The organism is Streptomyces yangpuensis (assembly GCF_024666385.1).
GTDB classification, from domain to species: domain Bacteria; phylum Actinomycetota; class Actinomycetes; order Streptomycetales; family Streptomycetaceae; genus Streptomyces; species Streptomyces yangpuensis.
In genome coordinates this window covers 1,877,438-1,897,641 of record NZ_CP102514.1, presented here as the reverse complement: position 1 = coordinate 1,897,641, position 20,204 = coordinate 1,877,438, and the positions used below count along the sequence as shown (strand labels likewise).

Annotated in this window: 17 protein-coding genes; 9 read left to right on the top strand and 8 right to left on the bottom strand. The window is 72.4% G+C overall.

Annotation, left to right across the window (positions count from 1 at the left end):
- Positions 1-3 precede the first annotated feature (3 nt).
- Positions 4-390, top strand: coding sequence for a cupin domain-containing protein (locus NRK68_RS08745; RefSeq protein ID WP_257857804.1), 387 nt, complete (start codon positions 4-6; stop codon positions 388-390).
- Here NRK68_RS08745 and NRK68_RS08740 read toward each other — a convergent pair.
- The 3 genes from NRK68_RS08740 to NRK68_RS08730 all read right to left on the bottom strand — a co-directional run bounded on the left by NRK68_RS08740 (position 380) and on the right by NRK68_RS08730 (position 3,378).
- Positions 380-1,585, bottom strand: a complete 1,206-nt coding sequence (locus NRK68_RS08740; RefSeq protein ID WP_183069578.1) for an MFS transporter — start codon at positions 1,583-1,585, stop codon at positions 380-382. The two genes, NRK68_RS08745 and NRK68_RS08740, sit on opposite strands and share 11 nt — an antisense overlap.
- 258 nt (positions 1,586-1,843) lie before the next feature.
- Positions 1,844-2,407: a methylated-DNA--[protein]-cysteine S-methyltransferase gene (locus tag NRK68_RS08735; protein WP_257855526.1), complete on the bottom strand. Its 564-nt coding sequence runs from the start codon at positions 2,405-2,407 to the stop codon at positions 1,844-1,846.
- A gap of 68 nt (positions 2,408-2,475) precedes the next feature.
- The gene (locus NRK68_RS08730; RefSeq protein ID WP_257855525.1) at positions 2,476-3,378 is read right to left on the bottom strand and encodes a glycerophosphodiester phosphodiesterase; all 903 of its coding nucleotides are present in this window, start codon (positions 3,376-3,378) and stop codon (positions 2,476-2,478) included.
- Between the two features lie 234 nt (positions 3,379-3,612).
- Here NRK68_RS08730 and uvrB point away from each other — a divergent pair, with 234 nt between their 5' ends.
- From uvrB to NRK68_RS08710, 4 genes are all read left to right on the top strand, one after another.
- Entirely contained in the window at positions 3,613-5,787 is a 2,175-nt protein-coding gene (uvrB, locus tag NRK68_RS08725) for an excinuclease ABC subunit UvrB (protein WP_183069541.1), read from the top strand.
- 88 nt (positions 5,788-5,875) lie between these two features.
- The gene (locus NRK68_RS08720) at positions 5,876-6,454 is read left to right on the top strand and encodes a TerD family protein (protein ID WP_046775365.1); all 579 of its coding nucleotides are present in this window, start codon (positions 5,876-5,878) and stop codon (positions 6,452-6,454) included.
- A 44-nt stretch (positions 6,455-6,498) separates the two neighbouring features.
- Complete coding sequence (locus NRK68_RS08715) at positions 6,499-8,454, top strand: TerD family protein (protein ID WP_257855524.1); 1,956 nt, start codon at positions 6,499-6,501, stop codon at positions 8,452-8,454.
- 239 nt (positions 8,455-8,693) lie between these two features.
- A complete protein-coding gene (locus NRK68_RS08710; protein ID WP_183069543.1) occupies positions 8,694-9,677 on the top strand; it encodes a TerC family protein in 984 nt (327 codons plus the stop codon).
- 27 nt (positions 9,678-9,704) lie between these two features.
- Here the strand turns inward: NRK68_RS08710 and NRK68_RS08705 are convergent, their stop codons facing one another.
- From NRK68_RS08705 to NRK68_RS08695, 3 genes are all read right to left on the bottom strand, one after another.
- Complete coding sequence (locus tag NRK68_RS08705; protein WP_183069544.1) at positions 9,705-11,030, bottom strand: MFS transporter; 1,326 nt, start codon at positions 11,028-11,030, stop codon at positions 9,705-9,707.
- A gap of 195 nt (positions 11,031-11,225) precedes the next feature.
- A complete protein-coding gene (locus NRK68_RS08700; RefSeq protein WP_046775368.1) occupies positions 11,226-11,882 on the bottom strand; it encodes an MBL fold metallo-hydrolase in 657 nt (218 codons plus the stop codon).
- Between the two features lie 23 nt (positions 11,883-11,905).
- Complete coding sequence (locus NRK68_RS08695; protein ID WP_183069545.1) at positions 11,906-12,595, bottom strand: maleylpyruvate isomerase family mycothiol-dependent enzyme; 690 nt, start codon at positions 12,593-12,595, stop codon at positions 11,906-11,908.
- Between the two features lie 184 nt (positions 12,596-12,779).
- On the opposite strand from NRK68_RS08695, the gene uvrA reads away from it, so the two are divergent.
- Positions 12,780-15,761 carry an excinuclease ABC subunit UvrA gene (gene uvrA / locus NRK68_RS08690; protein WP_183069546.1) on the top strand — a complete coding sequence of 994 codons (2,982 nt, stop codon included), beginning with the start codon at positions 12,780-12,782 and terminating at the stop codon, positions 15,759-15,761.
- Between the two features lie 239 nt (positions 15,762-16,000).
- Here uvrA and NRK68_RS08685 read toward each other — a convergent pair whose 3' ends face one another.
- Entirely contained in the window at positions 16,001-16,882 is an 882-nt protein-coding gene (locus NRK68_RS08685) for a carbohydrate kinase family protein (RefSeq protein ID WP_183069547.1), read from the bottom strand.
- A 129-nt stretch (positions 16,883-17,011) separates the two neighbouring features.
- On the opposite strand from NRK68_RS08685, the gene NRK68_RS08680 reads away from it, so the two are divergent.
- Positions 17,012-17,443 (top strand): Rieske (2Fe-2S) protein, encoded by a 432-nt coding sequence (locus NRK68_RS08680; protein ID WP_183069548.1) that lies wholly within the window; start codon positions 17,012-17,014, stop codon positions 17,441-17,443.
- A 75-nt stretch (positions 17,444-17,518) separates the two neighbouring features.
- Here NRK68_RS08680 and NRK68_RS08675 read toward each other — a convergent pair whose 3' ends face one another.
- Complete coding sequence (locus NRK68_RS08675; protein ID WP_183069549.1) at positions 17,519-18,460, bottom strand: hypothetical protein; 942 nt, start codon at positions 18,458-18,460, stop codon at positions 17,519-17,521.
- Positions 18,461-18,687: 227 nt separating this feature from the next.
- Between NRK68_RS08675 and NRK68_RS08670 the strand changes: the two genes are divergently transcribed.
- Both NRK68_RS08670 and NRK68_RS08665 read left to right on the top strand, forming a co-directional pair.
- Positions 18,688-19,296 carry a papain-like cysteine protease family protein gene (locus tag NRK68_RS08670; protein ID WP_183069550.1) on the top strand — a complete coding sequence of 203 codons (609 nt, stop codon included), beginning with the start codon at positions 18,688-18,690 and terminating at the stop codon, positions 19,294-19,296.
- A gap of 5 nt (positions 19,297-19,301) precedes the next feature.
- On the top strand, positions 19,302-20,093 hold the full coding sequence (locus tag NRK68_RS08665; RefSeq protein ID WP_257857803.1) for a hypothetical protein: 792 nt from the start codon (positions 19,302-19,304) through the stop codon (positions 20,091-20,093).
- Positions 20,094-20,204 lie beyond the last annotated feature (111 nt).

The window sequence follows — 20,204 nt, the reverse complement described above, 5'->3', positions numbered from 1 at the left end:
GCCATGAGCACCAGTGATCATTCCGCCGTCCCCGTCCCCGTCCCCGCCCCCGCCTCCTTCGCCGTCACCGTGGCGGACGTGGAGCTGGAGCCCGACGACCTCGACCCCGGGCAGATCGTCTCCGGCGATCCGGTGGTCACGGGCAAGGTCCTGTGGGAGTCGCCCGACGGCAAGCAGGTCCGCGGGATCTGGCAGATCACCCCGGGCGTGGTCACCGACGTCGAGGCGAACGAACTGTTCGTGGTGGTCGCCGGACGCGCCACCGTCGAGGTCGAGGGCGGCGCGACCCTGGAGCTGGGCCCGGGCTCGGCCTGTGTCCTGCGGGAGGGTGACAAGACGGTCTGGACCGTCCACGAGACGCTCCGCAAGGCTTACCACATCAGCCACTGACCCCCTTGGGATCCGCGGGGTGGCGGCGCGCGGTGAACAGGGCGAGCGCCGCCATCGGCAGCAGCAGCGAAGCCCCGACGGCGTTGAGCCAGCCGTAGCCCGCCTGGGACATGATCACCCCGGCGGCGGCCCCGCCGACACCCGCGGCCGTGTTCATCGTGAGGTCGCTCAGGCCCTGTACGGCGGCCCGCGCCGCCTGCGGCACCGAGTCCGTCAGCAGGGCCGAGCCGGCCACCATCCCGGCGGACCAGCCGAGGCCGAGCAGGAAGAGGCCGAGCGCGCTCCGGCCGTGGCTGGGCCCGGCCGTCCCCGCGAGCAGCGCCGCGACCGACAGCAGCCCCGCGGCGAGTCCGATCACGGTGAGCCGGCCGAGCCGGTCCGCGAGCCATCCCATGAGCGGGGAGAAGGCGAACATCCCCGCGATGTGACCGCTGATCACCAGTCCGACGAGTTCCAGCCCGGCGCCGTGGTGGCCCAGGTCCACCGGGGTCATGACCATGATCGAGACCATGGTGGTGTGGGACACGGCGACGGTGAGGAGCGCGAGCCGGGCCCGCGGCGACGCCCGCACGGCGGCGATTCCGGCGCGGATCGAATGGCCCTCGCGGGTCCGCTCCTCGGGCGCGGCGAGCGCCCGCGCCGTCAGCAGGGGGTCGGGGCGCAGGAGTACGGCGATCAGCGCGCCGGTCAGCACGAAGACGACGGCGGCCCACACGAAGGGGCCCGCCGTCTCGGGTATGGAGGTGCCGGCGAAGCTGCGGCTTGCCGGAGCGGACAGATTGGGGCCGAGCACCGCGCCGAGGGTGGACGACCACACGACGAGCGAGATGGCGCGGGCCCGGCGGTCCGGGGCGGCGAGGTCCGCGGCGGCGAACCGGGCCTGGAGGTTGGCGGAGGACGCGGCGCCGAAGGCGGCCATGCCGAGCAGCAGCAGCGGGAAGTTCTTGACGGTGGCCGCGAGGACGACGAGGCCCGCCCCGACGGCGCCGATCGCGTACGCCAGGACCAGGCCGGGTCGCCGGCCGCGCGCGGTCATCAGGGCGGCGAGCGGCAGCGAGACCAGGGCGGTGCCGATCACCGAGGCGGTGGAGGCGAAGCCGGACAGCGCCTCGGTGCCGCTGACCTCGGTGGCGAGCACGGGGGCCAGGGCGATGCTGATGGGCACGCCGAGGCCGCCGAGGACCTGGCCGGCCATGAGCACCCGGGAGGTGCGCTTCTGGAGCCGTGCGAGGTCCGGGAGGGCGAGCGGCGGCGGGGCGGGGCGGTCCGTACCGGGGGTGGCGGTCACGCCGGACCCCGCCCTCGCGGGTGCGCGGTGCGGGACGCCGAGGACGCGGTGGGGCCGGGTGCGGCTGCAGCAGTACTCACCGCCGCAGTGTGCCACCCCCTACCGCCGTGCGGAACCGGGCCGTCACGGCGGCCGGTCACGCAGGTCACGGGCGTCACAAGGGGCTCAGAACAGCGGCTGCGGGAGCACGCCCTCCAGTGCGAGGAGCTGTCGCTTGGTCTCCAGTCCGCCGCCGAACCCGCCGATGCCGCCGTCGTTCTCCACGACGCGGTGGCAGGGCACCACCAACGGCAGCGGATTGGAGCCCATGGCGTTGCCGACGGCCTGGGCGGCGCCGGGCTGTCCCGCGCGGGCCGCCAGCTCCCCGTAGCCGACGACGGATCCGTAGGGCACGGAACGGTCCAGCTCCTGGAGCACCTGCCGGTTGAAGCCGGAGCTGAGGCGCCAGTCCAGCGGCAGGTCGAAGCGCCGCAGGGCACCGGCGAAGTACGCGGCGAGCTGGCGCACCGGCTCGGCCAGCAGCACTTCCTCGCCCGGCGCGGGCCGCCGGGCGTCGGCGCCGAGCCGGGAGACCAGCGGACCCATCATCCGGTCGATCCGGTCCGGCCCGGCATGGAACTCGACCCTGACCAGCCCCTCCGGGGTGGCGGCCAGGAGCAGGGGGCCGATGTCGCTGGCGACGACGGTCCATTCGAGGTGCGGCCCGCGGGGCCGCTCGGTGGTGTCCACGCGTCCACGGTACGGCCCGCCTCCGACAGGCCGGGGCCGTCCGGGGGCCGTGGCGGCCGGCCATGGGCTCAGAAGCCGCCGACCGCCTCCCGGACCACGTCCGGGGCGTTGGTGATGATGCCGTCCACGCCCATCTCCTGCACCTTCCGTGCGGTCGCGGCGTCGTCCACGATCCAGGTGTCCACCTCCATCGCCCTGCCGTGCGCCCCGAGCAGGCCGTGCACGGCCGCGACCCAGTCGGCCGAGATGGTGGTGTGCCAGGGGTTGATCCGGTCGGTGAACTGCGCGTACCGGGGCAGCTCCGCCACGGGCGGGGTGCCCAGGAACGCCGTCACCAGGTCGGGGCGCAGCCCGTGCACGATGCGCACGCAGTCGGCGCTGAAGCTCTGCACCACCAGGCGCTGGGAGACGTGGCGCGGGTCGAGCCAGCCCGCTTCGCCCAGCACCTTCAGGGTCTGCTCCTCGATCCCGGGGTAGAGCTCCGGCTTCTTGATCTCCAGCAGCAGCCGCTGCCGGTTGCGCTGCACCCGGTCGAGGTACTGCCGCAGGGTCGGTACGAAGGCGCCCGCGTACTCCTCGCCGAACCAGCTGCCCGCGTCCAGCCGGGCGATCTCGGCCGCCGTGAAGTCCTTGACCCGCCAGGGCTTGCGGTCGGGGAAGACCTGTTCGACGTCGGTGGTCCGGGCCAGGGTGTCGTCGTGGATCACCACCAGCTCGCCGTCCTTGGTGCGCTGCACGTCGTTCTCGACCCAGTCGAAGCCCATGCGCCTCGCCAGGTCGATGGCTTCGAGGGTGTTCTCCGGGGCGTACGCCGAGGCCCCCCGGTGCGCGTACACGACGGGACCCCCCAGGCCCAGCGGCCCGGCGTTGGGTCCGGGCCCGGTGGCGGCGTACGAGGCCGTCCCGCCCAGCAGGGTGAGGGCGAGGCCCAGGAATGCGGCGGCGGCCGCGGCGGCGGGTCGGACGTACATGTGCGTTCTCCTCGGGTCGTGAGCCCTGTTCCTGCGTCAGACGGGTGCGGAGCGGCAGACGTTGTGGCGATGCACTTCACCGCGATCATGGGGTTGAAGATCACCGAGCCGCCACCGAACTACGACAAACGGACCAGAAGGGATGAGGCCGGCCCGGACCGGCGGCCCGGCCCGGAGCGCGCCGGGCCCGGGCGGGGAGACGTGAGTGTCAGTGGGGGGTCGTACGGTGGAGTCATGCGGCCCGTATCGAAGATCGAACGCACGGTGGCGCCTTTCGAGGTCGTCAGCCCCTACCAGCCCAGCGGCGACCAGCCGGCGGCCATCGCCGAGCTGGAGAAGCGCATCCGTGCAGGTGAGAAGGATGTCGTCCTGCTGGGTGCGACCGGCACCGGCAAGTCGGCGACCACCGCCTGGATGATCGAGAAGCTCCAGCGCCCCACCCTGGTCATGGCGCCGAACAAGACGCTGGCCGCCCAGCTGGCCAACGAGTTCCGCGAGCTCCTGCCGAACAACGCCGTCGAGTACTTCGTCTCGTACTACGACTACTACCAGCCCGAGGCCTACGTACCGCAGTCGGACACGTACATCGAGAAGGACTCCTCGATCAACGAGGAGGTGGAGCGGCTGCGCCACTCCGCCACCAATTCGCTGCTGACCCGGCGCGACGTGATCGTCGTCGCCTCCGTGTCCTGCATCTACGGCCTCGGCACGCCGCAGGAGTACGTCGACCGGATGGTCTCGCTCAAGGTCGGCGAGGAGATCGACCGGGACCAGCTGCTGCGCCGCTTCGTCGACATCCAGTACACGCGCAACGACGTCGCCTTCACCCGCGGCACCTTCCGGGTGCGCGGCGACACCATCGAGATCTTCCCGGTCTACGAGGAACTGGCCGTCCGCATCGAGATGTTCGGCGACGAGATCGAGGCCCTCTCCACCCTGCACCCGCTGACCGGCGAGGTCATCAGCGAGGACCGCGAGCTCTACGTCTTCCCCGCCAGCCACTACGTCGCCGGCCCCGAGCGCATGGAGAAGGCGATCAACGGCATCGAGGCCGAGCTGGCCGAGCGCCTCGCCGAGCTGGAGAAGCAGGGCAAGATGCTGGAGGCGCAGCGCCTGCGCATGCGCACCACCTACGACCTGGAGATGATGCGCCAGATCGGCTCCTGCTCCGGCATCGAGAACTACTCCCTGCACATGGACGACCGCGAGCGGGGATCGGCGCCCAACACCCTCATCGACTACTTCCCGGAGGACTTCCTCCTGGTCATCGACGAGTCGCACGTCACCGTCCCGCAGATCGGCGCCATGTACGAGGGCGACGCCTCCCGCAAGCGGACCCTGGTCGACCACGGCTTCCGCCTGCCGTCCGCGCTCGACAACCGGCCGCTGAAGTGGGAGGAGTTCCAGGAGCGCATCGGCCAGACCGTGTACCTGTCGGCGACCCCCGGAAAGTACGAGCTCTCCCGCGGCGACGGCTTCGTCGAGCAGATCATCCGCCCCACCGGCCTCATCGACCCCGAGGTCGTGGTCAAGCCGACCGAGGGCCAGATCGACGACCTGGTGCACGAGATCCGCACGCGCGTGGAGAAGGACGAGCGGGTCCTGGTCACCACCCTCACCAAGAAGATGGCCGAGGACCTCACGGACTACTTCCTGGAGCTCGGCATCCAGGTCCGCTACCTGCACAGCGACGTCGACACCCTGCGCCGCATCGAGCTGCTGCGCGAGCTGCGGGCCGGTGAGTACGACGTCCTGGTCGGCATCAACCTGCTGCGCGAGGGCCTCGACCTGCCCGAGGTGTCCCTGGTGGCGATCCTCGACGCCGACAAGGAGGGCTTCCTGCGCTCGGGCACCTCCCTGATCCAGACCATCGGCCGCGCCGCGCGCAACGTCTCCGGCCAGGTCCACATGTACGCGGACAAGATCACGCCGGGCATGGAGAAGGCGATCGAGGAGACCAACCGGCGCCGCGAGAAGCAGATCGCCTACAACACGGCGAACGGGATCGACCCGCAGCCGCTCCGCAAGAAGATCAACGACATCGTCGCCACCATCGCCCGCGAGGAACTCGACACCGAACAGCTCCTCGGCACCGGATACCGGCAGACGAAGGAGGGCAAGGGCGCCAAGGCGCCGGTGCCGGCGCTCGGCGGCCTCGCCCCCCACGCCCCGGCGGCTGCCAAGGGAGCCAAGGGAGCCAAGGGAACGAAATCGGCCAAGGGCGGCAAGGCCGCCGAGGTGCTCACCGACCGGCCCGCCGCCGAACTGGCCTCGCTCATCGAGCAGATGACCGAACGCATGCGCGCCGCCGCGGCGGAGCTCCAGTTCGAGGTCGCGGCCCGGATCCGGGACGAGGTCGGCGAGCTGAAGAAGGAGCTTCGGCAGATGAAGGAAGCGGGCCTCGCTTGAGTCCGGGGGTGTCAGTAGGGTTGGGTCACAGCCGCAGGAACACGCTGCGCACCAGTCAACTGGGGCGGGCTACGGAGAGGGGACGCGCGTGACGGTCAACATGACCAAGGGTCAGGCCATCAGTCTGCAGAAGGCGGACGGAGGGACGCTGACCGCGGTCCGGATGGGCCTGGGCTGGCAGGCGGCGAAGCGCCGCGGACTGTTCGGCTCGCGGACGCGGGAGATCGACCTCGACGCGTCGGCGGTGCTCTTCGCCGACAAGCAGCCGGTCGACGTGGTCTTTTTCCGCCACCTGCAGAGCGATGACGGCTCGGTGCGCCACACCGGTGACAACCTGGTCGGCGGCGTCGGCCAGGGCGGGGACGACGAGGCGATCCTCGTCGACCTCCAGCGCGTGCCGGTCCACATCGACCAGATCGTCTTCACGGTGAACTCCTTCACCGGCCAGACGTTCCAGGAGGTGCAGAACGCCTTCTGCCGCATCGTCGACGAGACCAACGGCCAGGAGCTGGCCCGCTACACCCTCGACGGCGGCGGCGCGTACACCGCGCAGATCATGGCGAAGGTGTCCCGCGTGGGATCCGGCTGGCAGATGACGGCCCTGGGCAACCCGGCCAACGGCCGGACCTTCCAGGACCTGATGCCGGCGATCCTGCCGCACCTGTAGCAGTACCGGAAAAAGAGAAGAAGGCACGGGGGAGGGGCTGCACGATGACGGCCGAACTGGTCCGGGGGCAGAACCACCCCGTGTCCCAGAGCCGGGTGGAGATCAGGGTTTCGGCGGGCACGCCCGTGCTGGCCCTGGCCTCGCTCGCCGACGAACAGGGCCGGCTCACCGGCAGTGAGGTCCTCGCCCACCCGGGCGCCAGGTCCCTCCCCGGCGTGGACGCGCCGGCGGAACTCGCCGACCGGCACACCTTCGCGGTGGACCTCGACGCCGTCGCGGCCGACGTCCACCGCATCGGCGTGCTGCTCGTGCTGCCGCCCGGCGGCCCGGTCCGCTTCGGCGCGGTCCCGGCCTCCCACGTGGCCGTCGCCGGCCCCGACGGCGGAACCGAGATCGCCGGCCACACCCTGACCGGGCTGGACACCGAGACCGCCGTGGTCGCCCTGGAGCTGTACCGGCGCCAGGGCGCCTGGAAGGTCCGGGCCGTCGGCCAGGGGTACGCCGACGGCCTCGGTGCCCTGCTCGCCGACGGCGGGCTGTCCGTGCCGGCCGCCCGGGAGCTGGCCGCCGCCGCGCTGCGCACGGTCGCCCCGGTGAAGGAGGCCGACGCGACGCGCGCGGCCCTGCCCACCCTCGTCGGCGACGTGCGCTCCCCGCAGGCCCCCGCCCAGGCCCCGGCGTCCGTCCCGGAGCCCCCGGACCCGGTCCCGGTCTCCGGCGTCCCGTACGCCGGTACGCCCGGCCCCGCGTCCGGCGGTGACGGCTCCCCGCCCACGATCAGCTACACCCACCCGCGCCGCCGCACCAGCAGCGAGCCGCCCGAGCCGGCGCCGCGGCCCGCCGCCGCGGCGGAGCCCGGGCAGCCCCCGCGGCCGGTCGCCGGCGACGCCAGCGGCTGGTCCATGGACGAACGGCTCTACAACCAGGTCTGGGGCATGTTCGAGGACCTGGCCCGCACCGCCGCCGCCCACCGCAGCGCCGTGGAGTTCGCCGACAACCGCATGGAACGCGAGCTCGACGACGCCCTCTCCGACCCGCGCCACCGCCTCGGCGGCTCCGGCAACGCCGCCCGCGACACCGCGCGGGCCCGCCGGGAGGAACTGGTCGCCCAGGCCCAGGCCGTCCTCGACCGGGACCTCGCCCAGCTGGTCGCCGAGGCCGAGGTCGTCGAGCCCGCGCTGCCGGCCGCGTACGCCCGCTGGGACAATCCCGTCTGGCACGGCCACCGCACGCCCGAGGAGGGCCCCCTCGCCCTGCGCCTGGGCGACCTGCACCTGCCCGAGCGGCCCGACCTGCGCATCCCCATGCTGGTCCGGCTCCCGATGGAGCGCGGGCTGTGGATCGACAACGGCCGCACCGGGTCCGAGGCCGCGATGGCCATGGACACCGACCGGCTGCGCCGTGCCGCCATGGACATGGCCGTCGCGCACGCGGTGCGGCTGCTCGCGGTCCACCCCGCCGACCGGTTCTCCGTCCACGTCATCGACGCGGCCGGGGCCGGCGCCGCCTCCCTGGCGCCCCTGGTACGGGCCGGGGTGCTGGCCGCGCCGCCCGCCGCCGGGGCCGCGGGGGTCAGCGGGACGCTGGCCGGGCTGACCCGGCGGGTGGACCTCGTGCAGATGGCGCTGAAGGCCGGGGCGCCCGAGGACCTGCCGCCGGACGTGGACACCGCCGAGCAGCTGCTCATCGTGCACGACTTCCCGCACGGCTTCGACGACCGGGCCGTCACGCAGCTGCGCTACCTCGCAGACGAGGGCGCCGCGGTCGGGGTGCACCTGCTGATGGTCGCGGACCGCGACGAGGCGTCGGCCTACGGGCCGCTGCTGGATCCGCTGTGGCGCTCGCTGATGCGGCTGTCGCCGGTCCCGGACAACCACCTCGCCGACCCCTGGGTGCACCACGCCTGGACCTTCGAGCCGGACGTCCCGCCGCAGGGCAGCCGGGTCCTCGACCAGGCACTCGACCGGGTGGCGGAGGCCCGGCGCACTACCCGTCCGTGACCATCCTTTGGCATTCCCTTTACCTTTACCGCCTTCGGCGGGTAAGCTCGTCTGCGCGGAGGGGAGTATTCCTGCTTTCCTGCTACGGCGTGCCCGTCAATACGGACCACCGCCGCGCACACGAGCGCGGCCGGTCCCGGGGCGTCGGCCCACGGCCTCCAGGCCGCCCGGGTGGAAGAGACCTCCGGCAGCGATGATGCTGACGAAGTGCTGAGCCATCCGCCGGAGGCGTGTTCACCATGGAAGTTTCCTGGGCCCTTTGGGTCGCGACCATTCTCGGTCTGTCCCTGCTCATCGGCGCCGATTTCTTCATCGGCCGCAAGCCGCACGACGTATCGATCAAGGAAGCCGGCACCTGGACGGTCGTCTGGATCGCCCTCGCCGCACTCTTCGGCCTCGGCCTGTGGTTCTTCGGCACGCCCCAGGCGTCCCAGGAGTTCTTCGCGGGCTTCATCACCGAGAAGTCCCTGAGCGTCGACAACCTCTTCGTCTTCGTCCTGATCATGGCGAAGTTCGCGGTGCCCTCCCACCTCCAGCAGCGCGTGCTGCTCGTGGGCGTACTGATCGCGCTGGTCCTGCGCGCGATCTTCATCGCCGCCGGTGCCGCGATCATCGCCAGCTTCAGCTGGGTCTTCTACATCTTCGGCGCGTTCCTGATCTACACCGCGTGGAAGCTGATCCAGGAGGCCCGCAAGGACGAGGACGACGAGGAGTTCGAGGAGAACCGCCTCCTGAAGTCCGTCGAGAAGAAGTTCGGCGTCGCCGACCAGTACCACGGCACCAAGCTCTTCATCATCAACAACGGCAAGCGCGTACTGACGCCGCTGATGATCGTCATGCTCGCCATCGGCACCACCGACGTGCTGTTCGCGCTGGACTCGATCCCCGCCATCTTCGGCCTCACCCAGGACCCGTACATCGTCTTCACGGCAAACGCCTTCGCGCTGATGGGTCTGCGCCAGCTGTACTTCCTCATCGGCGGCCTGCTGGAGAAGCTGGTCCACCTCAGCTACGGCCTGTCGATCATCCTCGGCTTCATCGGCGTCAAGCTGGTGCTGCACGCCCTGCACGAGTCCGGGGTGCACGTCCCGGAGATCTCGATCCCCTTCTCCCTGGCCGTCATCTGCGGTGTCCTGGTCATCACCACGATCACCAGCCTGATCGCCTCGAAGAAGCAGGCGGCGGCCGAGGCCGCCGCCCGCACCGAGAGCATCGACGCCTGACCCGGCCCGCGGACCGCGTCCGCGGGCCTACACGGGGGCGGCCGAAGCGGCCGCCCCCGTTTCCCTTTCCGCCTGCGCGGCCTCCGCGCCCGACTTCCTGCGTACGGCCAGGGGGCCGGTCTCCGGCAGCAGCGCGAAGCAGGCCAGGCTGACCAGGGCGATCGCGGTCAGGTACGCCGCGACACCCCACGGCGGACCGGAGCCGTCCGCCAGCGCCGTCGCCACGATCGGGGTCAGCGCCCCGCCCAGCACGCCGCCCAGGTTGTAGCCGACGGCCGCTCCCGTGCAGCGGATCCGCGGGGCGTACAGCTCCGGCAGGTACGCGCCGACCACCGCGAACATCGTCACCATGCCCAGCAGCGCCACCGCGAAGCCCAGCGTCATCAGCAGCGGGTCGGCCGTCCGCAACAGCGCCACCAGCGGGAACATCCACACGGCGCTGGCCGCGCACCCGGCCAGGCACAGCGGCCGCCGCCCGTAGCGGTCACCCAGCATCGCCAGCAGCGGCGTCATCAGCCCCTTGAACGCGACAGCCGCCATGATGCAGGCCAGCATCGTCGTCCGGCCCACCGGCAGGTGCTCGGCGGCGTAGGCCAGGGACCAGGTGGTGACCGCGTAGAAGACGGCGTAGCCCACCGCGAGGGCCCCGCCGGTCAGCAGCAGCAGCCGCCAGTGGCCCCGGAACACCTCGGCGAGCGGGGCGTCGGCCCGGCGCCCGGTCGCCGCGAGCGCGCGGAACTGCGGGGTCTCCTCCACCGAGTGCCGCAGCCACAGCCCTGCCAGCGCCAGCAGTCCGGCCGCCCAGAAGGGCACCCGCCACCCCCAGGAGGTGAACTGGGCGTCGGTCAGCGACGCGGACAGTCCCAGCATCAGGCCGTTGGCCAGCAGGAACCCCACCGCCGGGCCGACCTGCGGGAAGCTCGCCCACAGTCCGCGCCGGTGTTCCGGCGCGTGCTCGGCGGTCAGCAGCACCGCACCGCCCCACTCCCCGCCGAGCCCGAGGCCCTGGAGGAAGCGCAGCAGGAGCAGCAGCGCCGGCGCGGCGATGCCGATCGTTTCGTACGTCGGCACACAGCCGACGGCGACCGTGGCGAGGCCGGTGAGCAGCAGGGAGGCCAGCAGCACCGGGCGCCGGCCGTAGCGGTCGCCGATGTGACCGAAGACGGCGGACCCCAGCGGGCGGGCGAGGAAGCCCACGCCGAAGGTGCCGAAGGCGGCGAGGGTCCCGGCGAGCGGGGAGAAGGACGGGAAGAAGAGCGGGCCGAGCACGAGAGCCGCGGCCGTCCCGTACACGAAGAAGTCGTAGAACTCGATGGCGGTCCCGGCGAGCGCGGCGGCCGCGAGGCGCGGCATGCCCGGCCCGGAGGAACCCCCGGCCTCAGCGGCCCGCGGGGCCGGAGGAACGGGGGTGGCGGCAGGGACGGGGGGCGGGGAGGGGTCCTGTGGCATGCGGCACCAAATACCGCCTCCCCGTCCACCGGGATACGAGTTCGGCCGTCAACGACCGGAAGGAGTGCTCCGTGTCCGGAAGTTGACGCGTTGCCGTCCCTACCAGCCGCGCTCGCGCCACTCGGCGAGGTGCGGACGCTCCGCGCCGAGCGTGGTGTCGTTGCCGTGGCCCGGGTAGACCCAGGTCTCGTCGGACAGCTGCTCGAAGAGCTTGTGCTGCACGTCGTCGATGAGGCTCTTGAAGGCCTCCGGGTCGTCGTGGGTGTTGCCGACGCCGCCCGGGAAGAGGCAGTCGCCGGTGAACACGTGCGCGTGGCCGTGCGGGTCGTCGTAGATCAGGGCGATCGAGCCGGGGGTGTGGCCCACCAGGTGGCGCGCGGTCAGCTCGACCCGTCCGACGCGCACGGTGTCCCCGTCCGCGACCGGGACGTCCGTCGCGACCGGGATGCCCTCGGCGTCGTGGGCGCCCGCGTAGGTCCTCGCCCCGGTGGCCGCCACGACCTCCGCGAGCGCGCCCCAGTGGTCGCCGTGGCGGTGGGTGGTGACGACGGAGGCGATGCCGTCGTCGCCGATCAGGTTCAGCAGCGTCTGCGGTTCGGCTGCCGCGTCGATGAGCAGCTGCTCATCGGTGGCCCGGCAGCGCAGCAGGTACGCGTTGTTGTTCATCGAACCCACCGCGACCTTGGAAATCATCAGGTCCGCGAGCTCGTGCACGTCGGCCGGACCGCCGACCTTGACCTCTCCGGTGTACGTCATGTGGTGATCCTAGAGGTGTATTCCTACAGCGGCGGGAGCGCGGGCAGAGGGCCGCCCGTGGTGGTCAGGGAGGCGCCCTTGTCGCCGCGGCCGGCGAGCCAGGCGAGCAGTGCGGCGGGCGGGCCGGACACGGTCACGGCCGGGTCCCCGGCGGAGCCGGTGCGCCAGGTGCGCCCGTCGTCGGTGGTCAGGGCCGTCGCGGGTACCTCCGGGCGTCCCGACCAGCGGTCGGCGAGGAAGGTGATCTCGCGGTCGGTGAACTCCTCCGGGAGGTCGGAGAGCTCGTAGCCGATGTTCAGGTCGACGTGGTGCAGGTCCACCTCGACCCAGCGGCGGAAGGGCACGTTCCCGGCGCGGTCCGTGACGCCGCCCCGCAGCTCGACGGTGCGGGACCAGTCCTGGTCGGGCTCGGTGGTGGCGAGGAAGCGGGCCGCGGAATCACGGAGGTCCGCCAGGTGTTCTTCCAGGGGCCGGCCGGCGTCGCGTGCGATGTCCGCGTCGCGCGCCTCGCCGCTCTCGTACATCGGACGGCCCTCGAGGACGTTGAGGAGGGCGTCGGCGTTGCGCGCGAGGTGGGCCAGGATGTGGCCGCGGGTCCAGCCGGGGAGGTGTGACTCCTCGGAGAGCGCGCCGTTGTCCAGTTTCGCGACCGCGGTCAGCAGTCGGTCCGTGGCTTCACGTACAGATCGCAGGTCGTGCACATGATCAGTCATGGCTTCGAGCCTAGTGCTCGGAGCCGGTGGCCACACGATCGGGTGAAGAGGTCTGCGGAGTGCCGTAAATCGAATGTGCGTGCTATACGCTCGAAGTCCAGACTCCATCTCACCGCAGTGGCGCCCCCCATACCCTGGGACGGGGGCAGTGCCCCCCGCTCTCTCAAGAAAGGTGCGGACCGGCGTGACCGACCGTCTCATCGTTCGTGGCGCTCGCGAGCACAACCTCAAGAACGTCTCGCTCGACCTGCCCCGCGACTCGCTCATCGTCTTCACCGGACTCTCCGGGTCGGGCAAGTCCTCCCTGGCCTTCGACACGATCTTCGCCGAGGGTCAGCGCCGCTACGTCGAGTCGCTCTCGTCGTATGCCCGTCAGTTCCTGGGGCAGATGGACAAGCCCGACGTCGACTTCATCGAGGGCCTCTCCCCGGCCGTCTCGATCGACCAGAAGTCCACCTCGCGCAACCCGCGCTCGACGGTGGGCACCATCACCGAGGTCTACGACTACCTCCGCCTCCTCTTCGCCCGCATCGGCAAGCCGCACTGCCCCGAGTGCCGCCGGCCCATCTCGCGCCAGTCGCCGCAGGCGATCGTGGACAAGGTGCTCGCGCTCCCCGAGGGCAGCCGCTTCCAGGTGCTCTCGCCGCTCGTGCGCGAGCGCAAGGGTGAGTTCGTCGACCTCTTCGCCGACCTCCAGACCAAGGGCTACAGCCGGGCGAGGGTGGACGGGCAGACCATCCAGCTCTCCGAGCCGCCGACGCTGAAGAAGCAGGAGAAGCACACGATCGAGGTGGTCATCGACCGCCTGACCGTGAAGGACAGCGCCAAGCGCCGGCTCACCGACTCCGTGGAGACGGCCCTGGGCCTCTCCGGCGGCATGGTCATCCTCGACTTCGTCGACCTCGCCGAGGACGACCCCGAGCGTGAGCGGATGTATTCCGAGCACCTCTACTGCCCGTACGACGACCTCTCCTTCGAGGAGCTGGAGCCGCGCTCCTTCTCCTTCAACTCGCCCTTCGGCGCCTGCCCCGAGTGCACCGGCATCGGTACGCGCATGGAGGTGGACCCGGAGCTGATCGTCCCGGACGAGGACAAGTCCCTCGACGAGGGCGCGGTCTCGCCGTGGGCGCTCGGCCACACCAAGGACTACTTCCAGCGGCTGATCGGCGCGCTCGCCGGGGAGCTCGGATTCCGCACGGACATCCCGTGGGCCGGGCTGCCGGTCCGCGCGAAGAAGGCCCTGCTCAACGGCCACCGGACGCAGATCGAGGTCCGCTACCGCAACCGGTACGGGCGTGAGAGGGCCTACACCACGGCCTTCGAGGGTGCCGTGCCGTTCGTGAAGCGGCGGCACGCGGAGTCCGAGAGCGACGCCAGCCGCGAGCGCTTCGAGGGCTACATGCGCGAGGTGCCCTGCCCCACCTGTGAGGGCACCCGCCTCAAGCCGATCGTGCTCGCCGTGACGGTGATGGAGAAGTCCATCGCCGAGGTCGCCGCCATGTCGATCAGCGAGTGCGCGGACTTCCTGGGGCGGATGCGCCTCGACGCCCGCGACAAGAAGATCGCCGAGCGGGTCCTGAAGGAGGTCAACGAGCGGCTTCGCTTCCTCGTGGACGTCGGTCTGGACTACCTCTCCCTCAACCGGGCCGCAGGCACCCTGTCGGGCGGCGAGGCCCAGCGCATCCGGCTCGCCACCCAGATCGGCTCCGGCCTCGTCGGTGTCCTCTACGTGCTGGACGAGCCCTCCATCGGCCTGCACCAGCGCGACAACCACCGGCTGATCGAGACGCTGGTCCGGCTGCGGGACATGGGCAACACCCTCATCGTCGTCGAGCACGACGAGGACACCATCAAGGTGGCCGACTGGGTCGTGGACATCGGTCCGGGCGCGGGCGAGCACGGCGGCAAGGTGGTCCACAGCGGTTCGCTCAAGGAACTGCTGAAGAACACCGAGTCGATGACCGGGCAGTACCTGTCGGGGAAGAGGTCCATCGAGATCCCGGACATCCGCCGGCCCGTGAACGGCGAGCGGAAGCTGACCGTCCACGGTGCCAAGGAGAACAACCTGCGGGACATCGACGTGTCCTTCCCGCTGGGCGTGCTCACGGCCGTGACCGGTGTCTCGGGCTCCGGAAAGTCGACCCTGGTCAACGACATCCTCTACACCCACCTGGCGCGGGAGCTGAACGGCGCCCGCTCGGTGCCGGGGCGCCACACCCGGGTGGACGGGGACGACCTCGTCGACAAGGTGGTCCATGTCGACCAGTCGCCCATCGGCCGGACGCCCCGGTCGAATCCGGCGACGTACACCGGCGTCTTCGACCACGTGCGCAAGCTCTTCGCCGAGACGATGGAGGCGAAGGTGCGCGGCTACCTGCCGGGCCGCTTCTCCTTCAACGTCAAGGGCGGCCGGTGCGAGAACTGCTCCGGCGACGGCACGATCAAGATCGAGATGAACTTCCTGCCGGACGTCTACGTCCCCTGCGAGGTCTGCCACGGCGACCGGTACAACCGGGAGACGCTGGAGGTCCACTACAAGGGCAAGTCCATCGCGGAAGTCCTGAACATGCCGATCGAGGAGGCGCTGGGCTTCTTCGAGGCCGTGCCGACCATCGCCCGTCACCTCAAGACGCTGAACGAGGTCGGACTGGGCTACGTCCGCCTCGGCCAGTCCGCGCCGACCCTGTCGGGCGGTGAGGCGCAGCGCGTGAAGCTGGCCTCCGAGCTGCAGAAGCGCTCGACGGGCCGGACGGTCTACGTGCTGGACGAGCCGACGACGGGTCTGCACTTCGAGGACATCTCGAAGCTGATCAAGGTGCTGTCCGGGCTGGTCGACAAGGGCAACTCGGTGATCGTCATCGAGCACAACCTGGACGTCATCAAGACCGCGGACTGGGTCATCGACATGGGCCCCGAGGGCGGATACGGCGGCGGCATGGTGGTGGCCGAGGGCACGCCCGAGCAGGTGGCCTCCGTGGGCGCGAGCCACACGGGCAAGTTCCTGCGGGACATCCTGGGCGCGGACCGCGTCTCCGACGCGGGCACGTCCCCGGTGCGGGCCGCGGCGAAGAAGGCCCCGGCCAAGAAGACGGCCGCCGCGAAGAAGGCGGCCCCCGCCAAGAAGACGGCCGCCAAGAAGACGACGGCGCGAGCGCGCAAGGTCTAGGGGCGCTCAGCCCGGCAGAACAGGAGGGGCCCGGCCGCCGCGCCGGGCCCCTCCCGCCGCCCGCGGCCGCCTGGGGACGCCCCACCGCGTGGCGGGCCGCCGTCGGGTCCGTCGGCTCCGTCGGGCTAGCCGGGCAACGCGGGGCCTCGACGTCCGGCGGCCCGCCGGCCGAGGTCCGCCGAGGCCGCGGGCCCGGTGCGGGCGCCCCAGGGGCTCCGGCGGATCAGGGCCGGACACCCCTAGTCGCCGAGTTCCGCCGCGTAGGGGGGTTCGGCTCCTGGGCGGGTACAGGTCAGGGCTGCCGCGTGGGCGGCGTAGGCCAGCACGTCCGGCCAGTCCACCGGGCCGCCCGGAGCCGCCGTCAGACGGTGCAGCAGGGCCGCGTTGACCGTGTCGCCCGCGCCGATCGTGTCCGCCACCGCGACCGGGCGGGCCGCGGCCGAGTGCTCGGCGCCCTCCCGGGTCCAGACCGTCAGGCCCGCCGCTCCACGGGTCAGCACCACCGCCGAGGGCCCGGCCGCCAGCCAGTCGCCGACCCGGCCGCCCAGCCAGGCCGCGTCCTCCTCCGACAGCTTGAGGACGCCCGTGTACGGCAGCAGCCGCTCCGTGAAGCGGGCGCGGTGGCCCGCCGGGTCCGCGATGAGCGCCGGCCGGATGTTGGGGTCCAGCAGGGTCAGCAGCCCGCGCCGCGACTCCCGGCGCAGCAGGGCCTCGTACGCGCTCGCGCCCGGCTCCAGGACGAGCGAGCAGGTGCCGAGCGCGAGGGCCCGTACCCCCTCCGGGAGGGCCGGCGGCAGGGTGAACAGCCGGTCCGCGGTGCCCTCGACGTAGAACCCGTACGAGGCCGAGCCGTCCGGCGCCAGGGAGGGCACGGCGAGAGTGGTCGGCTCCGGCCCGCGCTGGACCAGCGACACGTCCACCCCCGCCGTCCGCAGCCCGGCCAGCAGGCCCTCGCCGAAGCCGTCCGTCGAGACCCGGGAGCAGAAGGCGACCTCGGCGCCGAGCCGCCCGAGCGCACGCGCCGTGTTGTACGGTCCGCCGCCCGGCCGGGGCAGCAGCGCACCCGGCGGTCCGGCCGCGGGCACCAGGTCGATGAGGGCTTCTCCGCCGACGACGATCACGCGGAGGAAGGTACTCCATGGGGCGGCGGTATCGTCGGGTGGGCCGGTGCCCGGGCCGGGCCCCGGCCCGTGACCCCGTCCCCGCCCCGCCCCGCCCCACCGCGCCCGCCCGCACCCCTGGAGAACCGCATGTCCGCGCCGCAGTCCGCCGCCCGCCGTACCGTCCTCAAGGGCGCAGCAGCGCTCGCCGGGGCCGCCGGCGCCGGGGCGGCGCTCACGGCCTGCTCCACGGAGACCAACAGCGGCGGCAACACCCCCGCGACCCCGACCGCCCCCGTGGAGCTGGGCGCCGCGGCCGACGTCCCGGTCGGCGGAGCCAAGCTCTACCGGGAGCGGAAGCTGATCGTCAGCTGCCCGGCGGAGGGCCGGTACAAGGCGTTCAGTGCCCAGTGCACGCACGCCGGCTGCGTCCTCGACAAGATCGTCGAGGGGGAGGGGAACTGCCCCTGCCACGGCAGCCGTTTCGACGTCTCCACGGGCAAGGTCCTGCAGGGACCGGCCGACCGGCCGCTGCCCGAGGTGCCGGTGCGCGCGGAGAACGGCAAGCTCGTCGCGGGCTGATCCGCACGGGCCGTACCTGGTCGTACCAGGCGGCACGGGCCGTATCCGGCGTACGGGCCGTATCCGGCGTACGGGTCAGTCCCAGTCCCAGGCGATCCCGAGGATGCCGCGCCGCACCGCCTGCTCCACCAGGTGCACCGCCCGGTGCCGGCCGTTCGGCGTCAGGTCCGCCAGGCCGGTGCGCGGGGCGTCCGGCCCGGTGCGGGCGAAGCGCCGGCAGCGCACCGGGAGGGCCGCCTCGTCGAAGCGGACCTGGAGCACGTACTGGCCGCCCGCGTAGCTGAAACCGCGCACGTACTCGTCGCTGCGGGGGCCCGTGCCGTCCTCGATGCCGTAGCCGAAGACGTAGGTGTCCCCGCGCCGCAGCCCGGCGTCGAAGAGCAGCTCGGCGACGACCACCCCGGCCTCCGGGTGGCATCGCACACGGCCCGTGCGGCAGTTCTCGTACGCCGTCACGCGCACCCGGGACACGTCGCAGCCCGGGTCGCCGTGGTGCACGGCGAGGTAGCGGTCGACCCCGTCCCGGTGCGCCCGGACGATCTGCTGCGACTCGCGGACCCGCAGCTCACCCGCCGGACCGATGCGGACCCGCTCGTGGTGACCGAGCGAGTGCAGCCCGCCGTCCGGCGGGAGTTCCATCCCGTCGAGCAGCCGCTCCACCGTCCCGCCCCCGCTGAACAGGGCCCGGTACGAGCGGCCCGGCGGCCGTGCGGGCCCGGCGCCCGGCGCCGGGGCGGCCAGCAGCCTGACCAGGGCGCCGTCGGGCAGCTCCAGGATCCGCTCCAGGGCGGTGACGGCCCGCAGCGATTCCGGCTGACGCGGCCTGCGGGCGCCCTGCTGCCAGTAACTGAGGCTGGTCACTCCGACCTTGATGCCCTGTGCCGCGAGCCGGTGCTGCACACGCTGGAGCGGCAGCCCGCGGGCGGCGAGGGCGGCGCGCAGGGCGAGGTGGAAGGGGCCGCCGCGCAGCAGCCGGTTCAGTTCCGCCATGCTCGCCGGATCCGTGGAAGGCCGCATGGCGACTCCTCTGTGAACGTTCACACGCGCCGAGGTGGGGGTCACGGCGGCAGCTCCGGGGGACCAGGTGGAACGACAGCAACCGTTCACACCGCAGTCCCACCGTTCACACTGCAACGTCACCGCGTATTGAAGCGCGTTGACCTGATCGCGACAACTCCCGGATGCTCCTCCACAGCGTCCGGACGCGCTCCTCCACCCCCACTCCCCACTTCGGGAGGAACGCGATGCGCAACCGAAACCGGCGGCTTTCCCCGGCCGCCCTCCTCACCGCCGTTCTCACCACCCTGCTCCTCGCCCTGCCCGCCGGCACCGCCACCGCCGCCGATGCCGACGCCGCACCCGCATCCGCCCTGGCGCAAAAGCGCCTGAACATCACCATGCAGGCGCAAGCGAAGACGAACTGGTGCTGGGCCGCGGGCGGCAACACCATCGCCACCTGGTTCGGCCGCACCTACAGCCAGAACCAGTTCTGCAACGCAGCCTTCAACCGCCAGCAGGGCACCGACTGCCCCAACAACCAGGCCACCCTCGGCAACGTCCAGACCGGGCTGCGCTGGGCGGGCGTCAACCCCGGCTCCTACGTCACCGGCTGGCTGCAGTACTCCACCGTCCAGACCGAGATCAACGCGAACCGGCCGATCGAGACCCGGATCCAGTGGTCGAACGGCGGCGGCCACATGCACGTCCTCTACGGCTACGACACCGCGAGCAACTGGGTCTACTGGGGCGACCCCTGGCCCTCCAGCGACCGCTACAACTGGGCCTCCCACGCCTGGTACGTCAACAACAACACCTTCTCCTGGACCCACTCGCTCTACCGGATCGGGGCGTGACCGCCATGACCCTGCGCGCTTCGGCCGCCGCGGCCGTCCTCGCCACCACCGTCCTCCTCGGGCTCGCCCCGCAGGCCGCCGCCGCCCCCGTGCCGCAGCCGCAGGCGGCCACCGCCGAGAACAGGGCCGCCGCCGCACGGGCGGCCACCGCCCCCGACACCCTGGCCACGCTCTCCCGCTTCTTCGCCCGGGAGGGCAGGGTCTCCCCCGCCGCCGCACAGCCCCGCATCGAGGGCGAGGCGGTTCCGGTCCACCACCTCTCGCCGGACTTCGTCGCGGGCCGGGCGGACGCGCCCGTCGCCCGCCTGGAGTTCCTCGCCAGCCAGGCGGTCTCCTCCGACGGGCAGCGGGCCGCCCTGTGGACCGCCCGTACGGAGACCGGCTGGCAGGTCGTGAACATCGCCACCGGCGACGACGAATTCCGCTACGTGCGACTGGGCGCCGCGAAACTGCCCGGCGGGACCGTGTTCCGGGAACCGCAGATCGACGCCTGGTACGTGGCCGGGGGCGGCCGGGTGCTGCCGCTGGACGAGGACGCGGTGCGGGCCGTGGGCGCCGGGGGTACGACGCTGGGCGGCTACCGGGTGCGGGTCGCCGAGGCGTACGGGGACAAGCTCCCCGGGACCCCGTACGCCGAGCGCGGCGCGGCGGGCGGCTTCGCCGAGGCCGGCGGCCCGGACTCCGGCCCGGGCCCCGCCCCGGGCGGGCTGCCGGCCGGCTGGGCCGGGGCCGGGATGCTCGCGCTGGCCGGGGCCGGGGTGCTGCTGCGGCGGTCCCGGCGCCGGACCGCGCCCTAGGGGGTGCCCGGCGGGCCCGGCCGGTGCCTCAGGCCGGGCCCTGCGGGCAGCTCTCCCCGCCCCGCCCTTTCGCCGTTTCCCGGGCTCCGCCCGGAGCCGGGCCTCAACCGC

What these genes read in the sequence shown, in the direction of transcription:
- NRK68_RS08745 (WP_257857804.1), top strand. Translation starts at nt 4, where the DNA reads ATGAGCACCAGTGATCATTCCGCCGTCCCCGTCCCCGTCCCCGCCCCC.
- NRK68_RS08740 (WP_183069578.1), bottom strand. Translation starts at nt 1,585, where the DNA reads ATGGCCGGCCAGGTCCTCGGCGGCCTCGGCGTGCCCATCAGCATCGCC.
- NRK68_RS08730 (WP_257855525.1), bottom strand. Translation starts at nt 3,378, where the DNA reads ATGTACGTCCGACCCGCCGCCGCGGCCGCCGCCGCATTCCTGGGCCTC.
- uvrB (WP_183069541.1), top strand. Translation starts at nt 3,613, where the DNA reads ATGCGGCCCGTATCGAAGATCGAACGCACGGTGGCGCCTTTCGAGGTC.
- NRK68_RS08715 (WP_257855524.1), top strand. Translation starts at nt 6,499, where the DNA reads ATGACGGCCGAACTGGTCCGGGGGCAGAACCACCCCGTGTCCCAGAGC.
- NRK68_RS08710 (WP_183069543.1), top strand. Translation starts at nt 8,694, where the DNA reads ATGGAAGTTTCCTGGGCCCTTTGGGTCGCGACCATTCTCGGTCTGTCC.
- NRK68_RS08705 (WP_183069544.1), bottom strand. Translation starts at nt 11,030, where the DNA reads ATGCCGCGCCTCGCGGCCGCCGCGCTCGCCGGGACCGCCATCGAGTTC.
- NRK68_RS08700 (WP_046775368.1), bottom strand. Translation starts at nt 11,882, where the DNA reads ATGACGTACACCGGAGAGGTCAAGGTCGGCGGTCCGGCCGACGTGCAC.
- NRK68_RS08695 (WP_183069545.1), bottom strand. Translation starts at nt 12,595, where the DNA reads ATGACTGATCATGTGCACGACCTGCGATCTGTACGTGAAGCCACGGAC.
- NRK68_RS08680 (WP_183069548.1), top strand. Translation starts at nt 17,012, where the DNA reads ATGTCCGCGCCGCAGTCCGCCGCCCGCCGTACCGTCCTCAAGGGCGCA.
- NRK68_RS08675 (WP_183069549.1), bottom strand. Translation starts at nt 18,460, where the DNA reads ATGCGGCCTTCCACGGATCCGGCGAGCATGGCGGAACTGAACCGGCTG.
- NRK68_RS08670 (WP_183069550.1), top strand. Translation starts at nt 18,688, where the DNA reads ATGCGCAACCGAAACCGGCGGCTTTCCCCGGCCGCCCTCCTCACCGCC.
- NRK68_RS08665 (WP_257857803.1), top strand. Translation starts at nt 19,302, where the DNA reads ATGACCCTGCGCGCTTCGGCCGCCGCGGCCGTCCTCGCCACCACCGTC.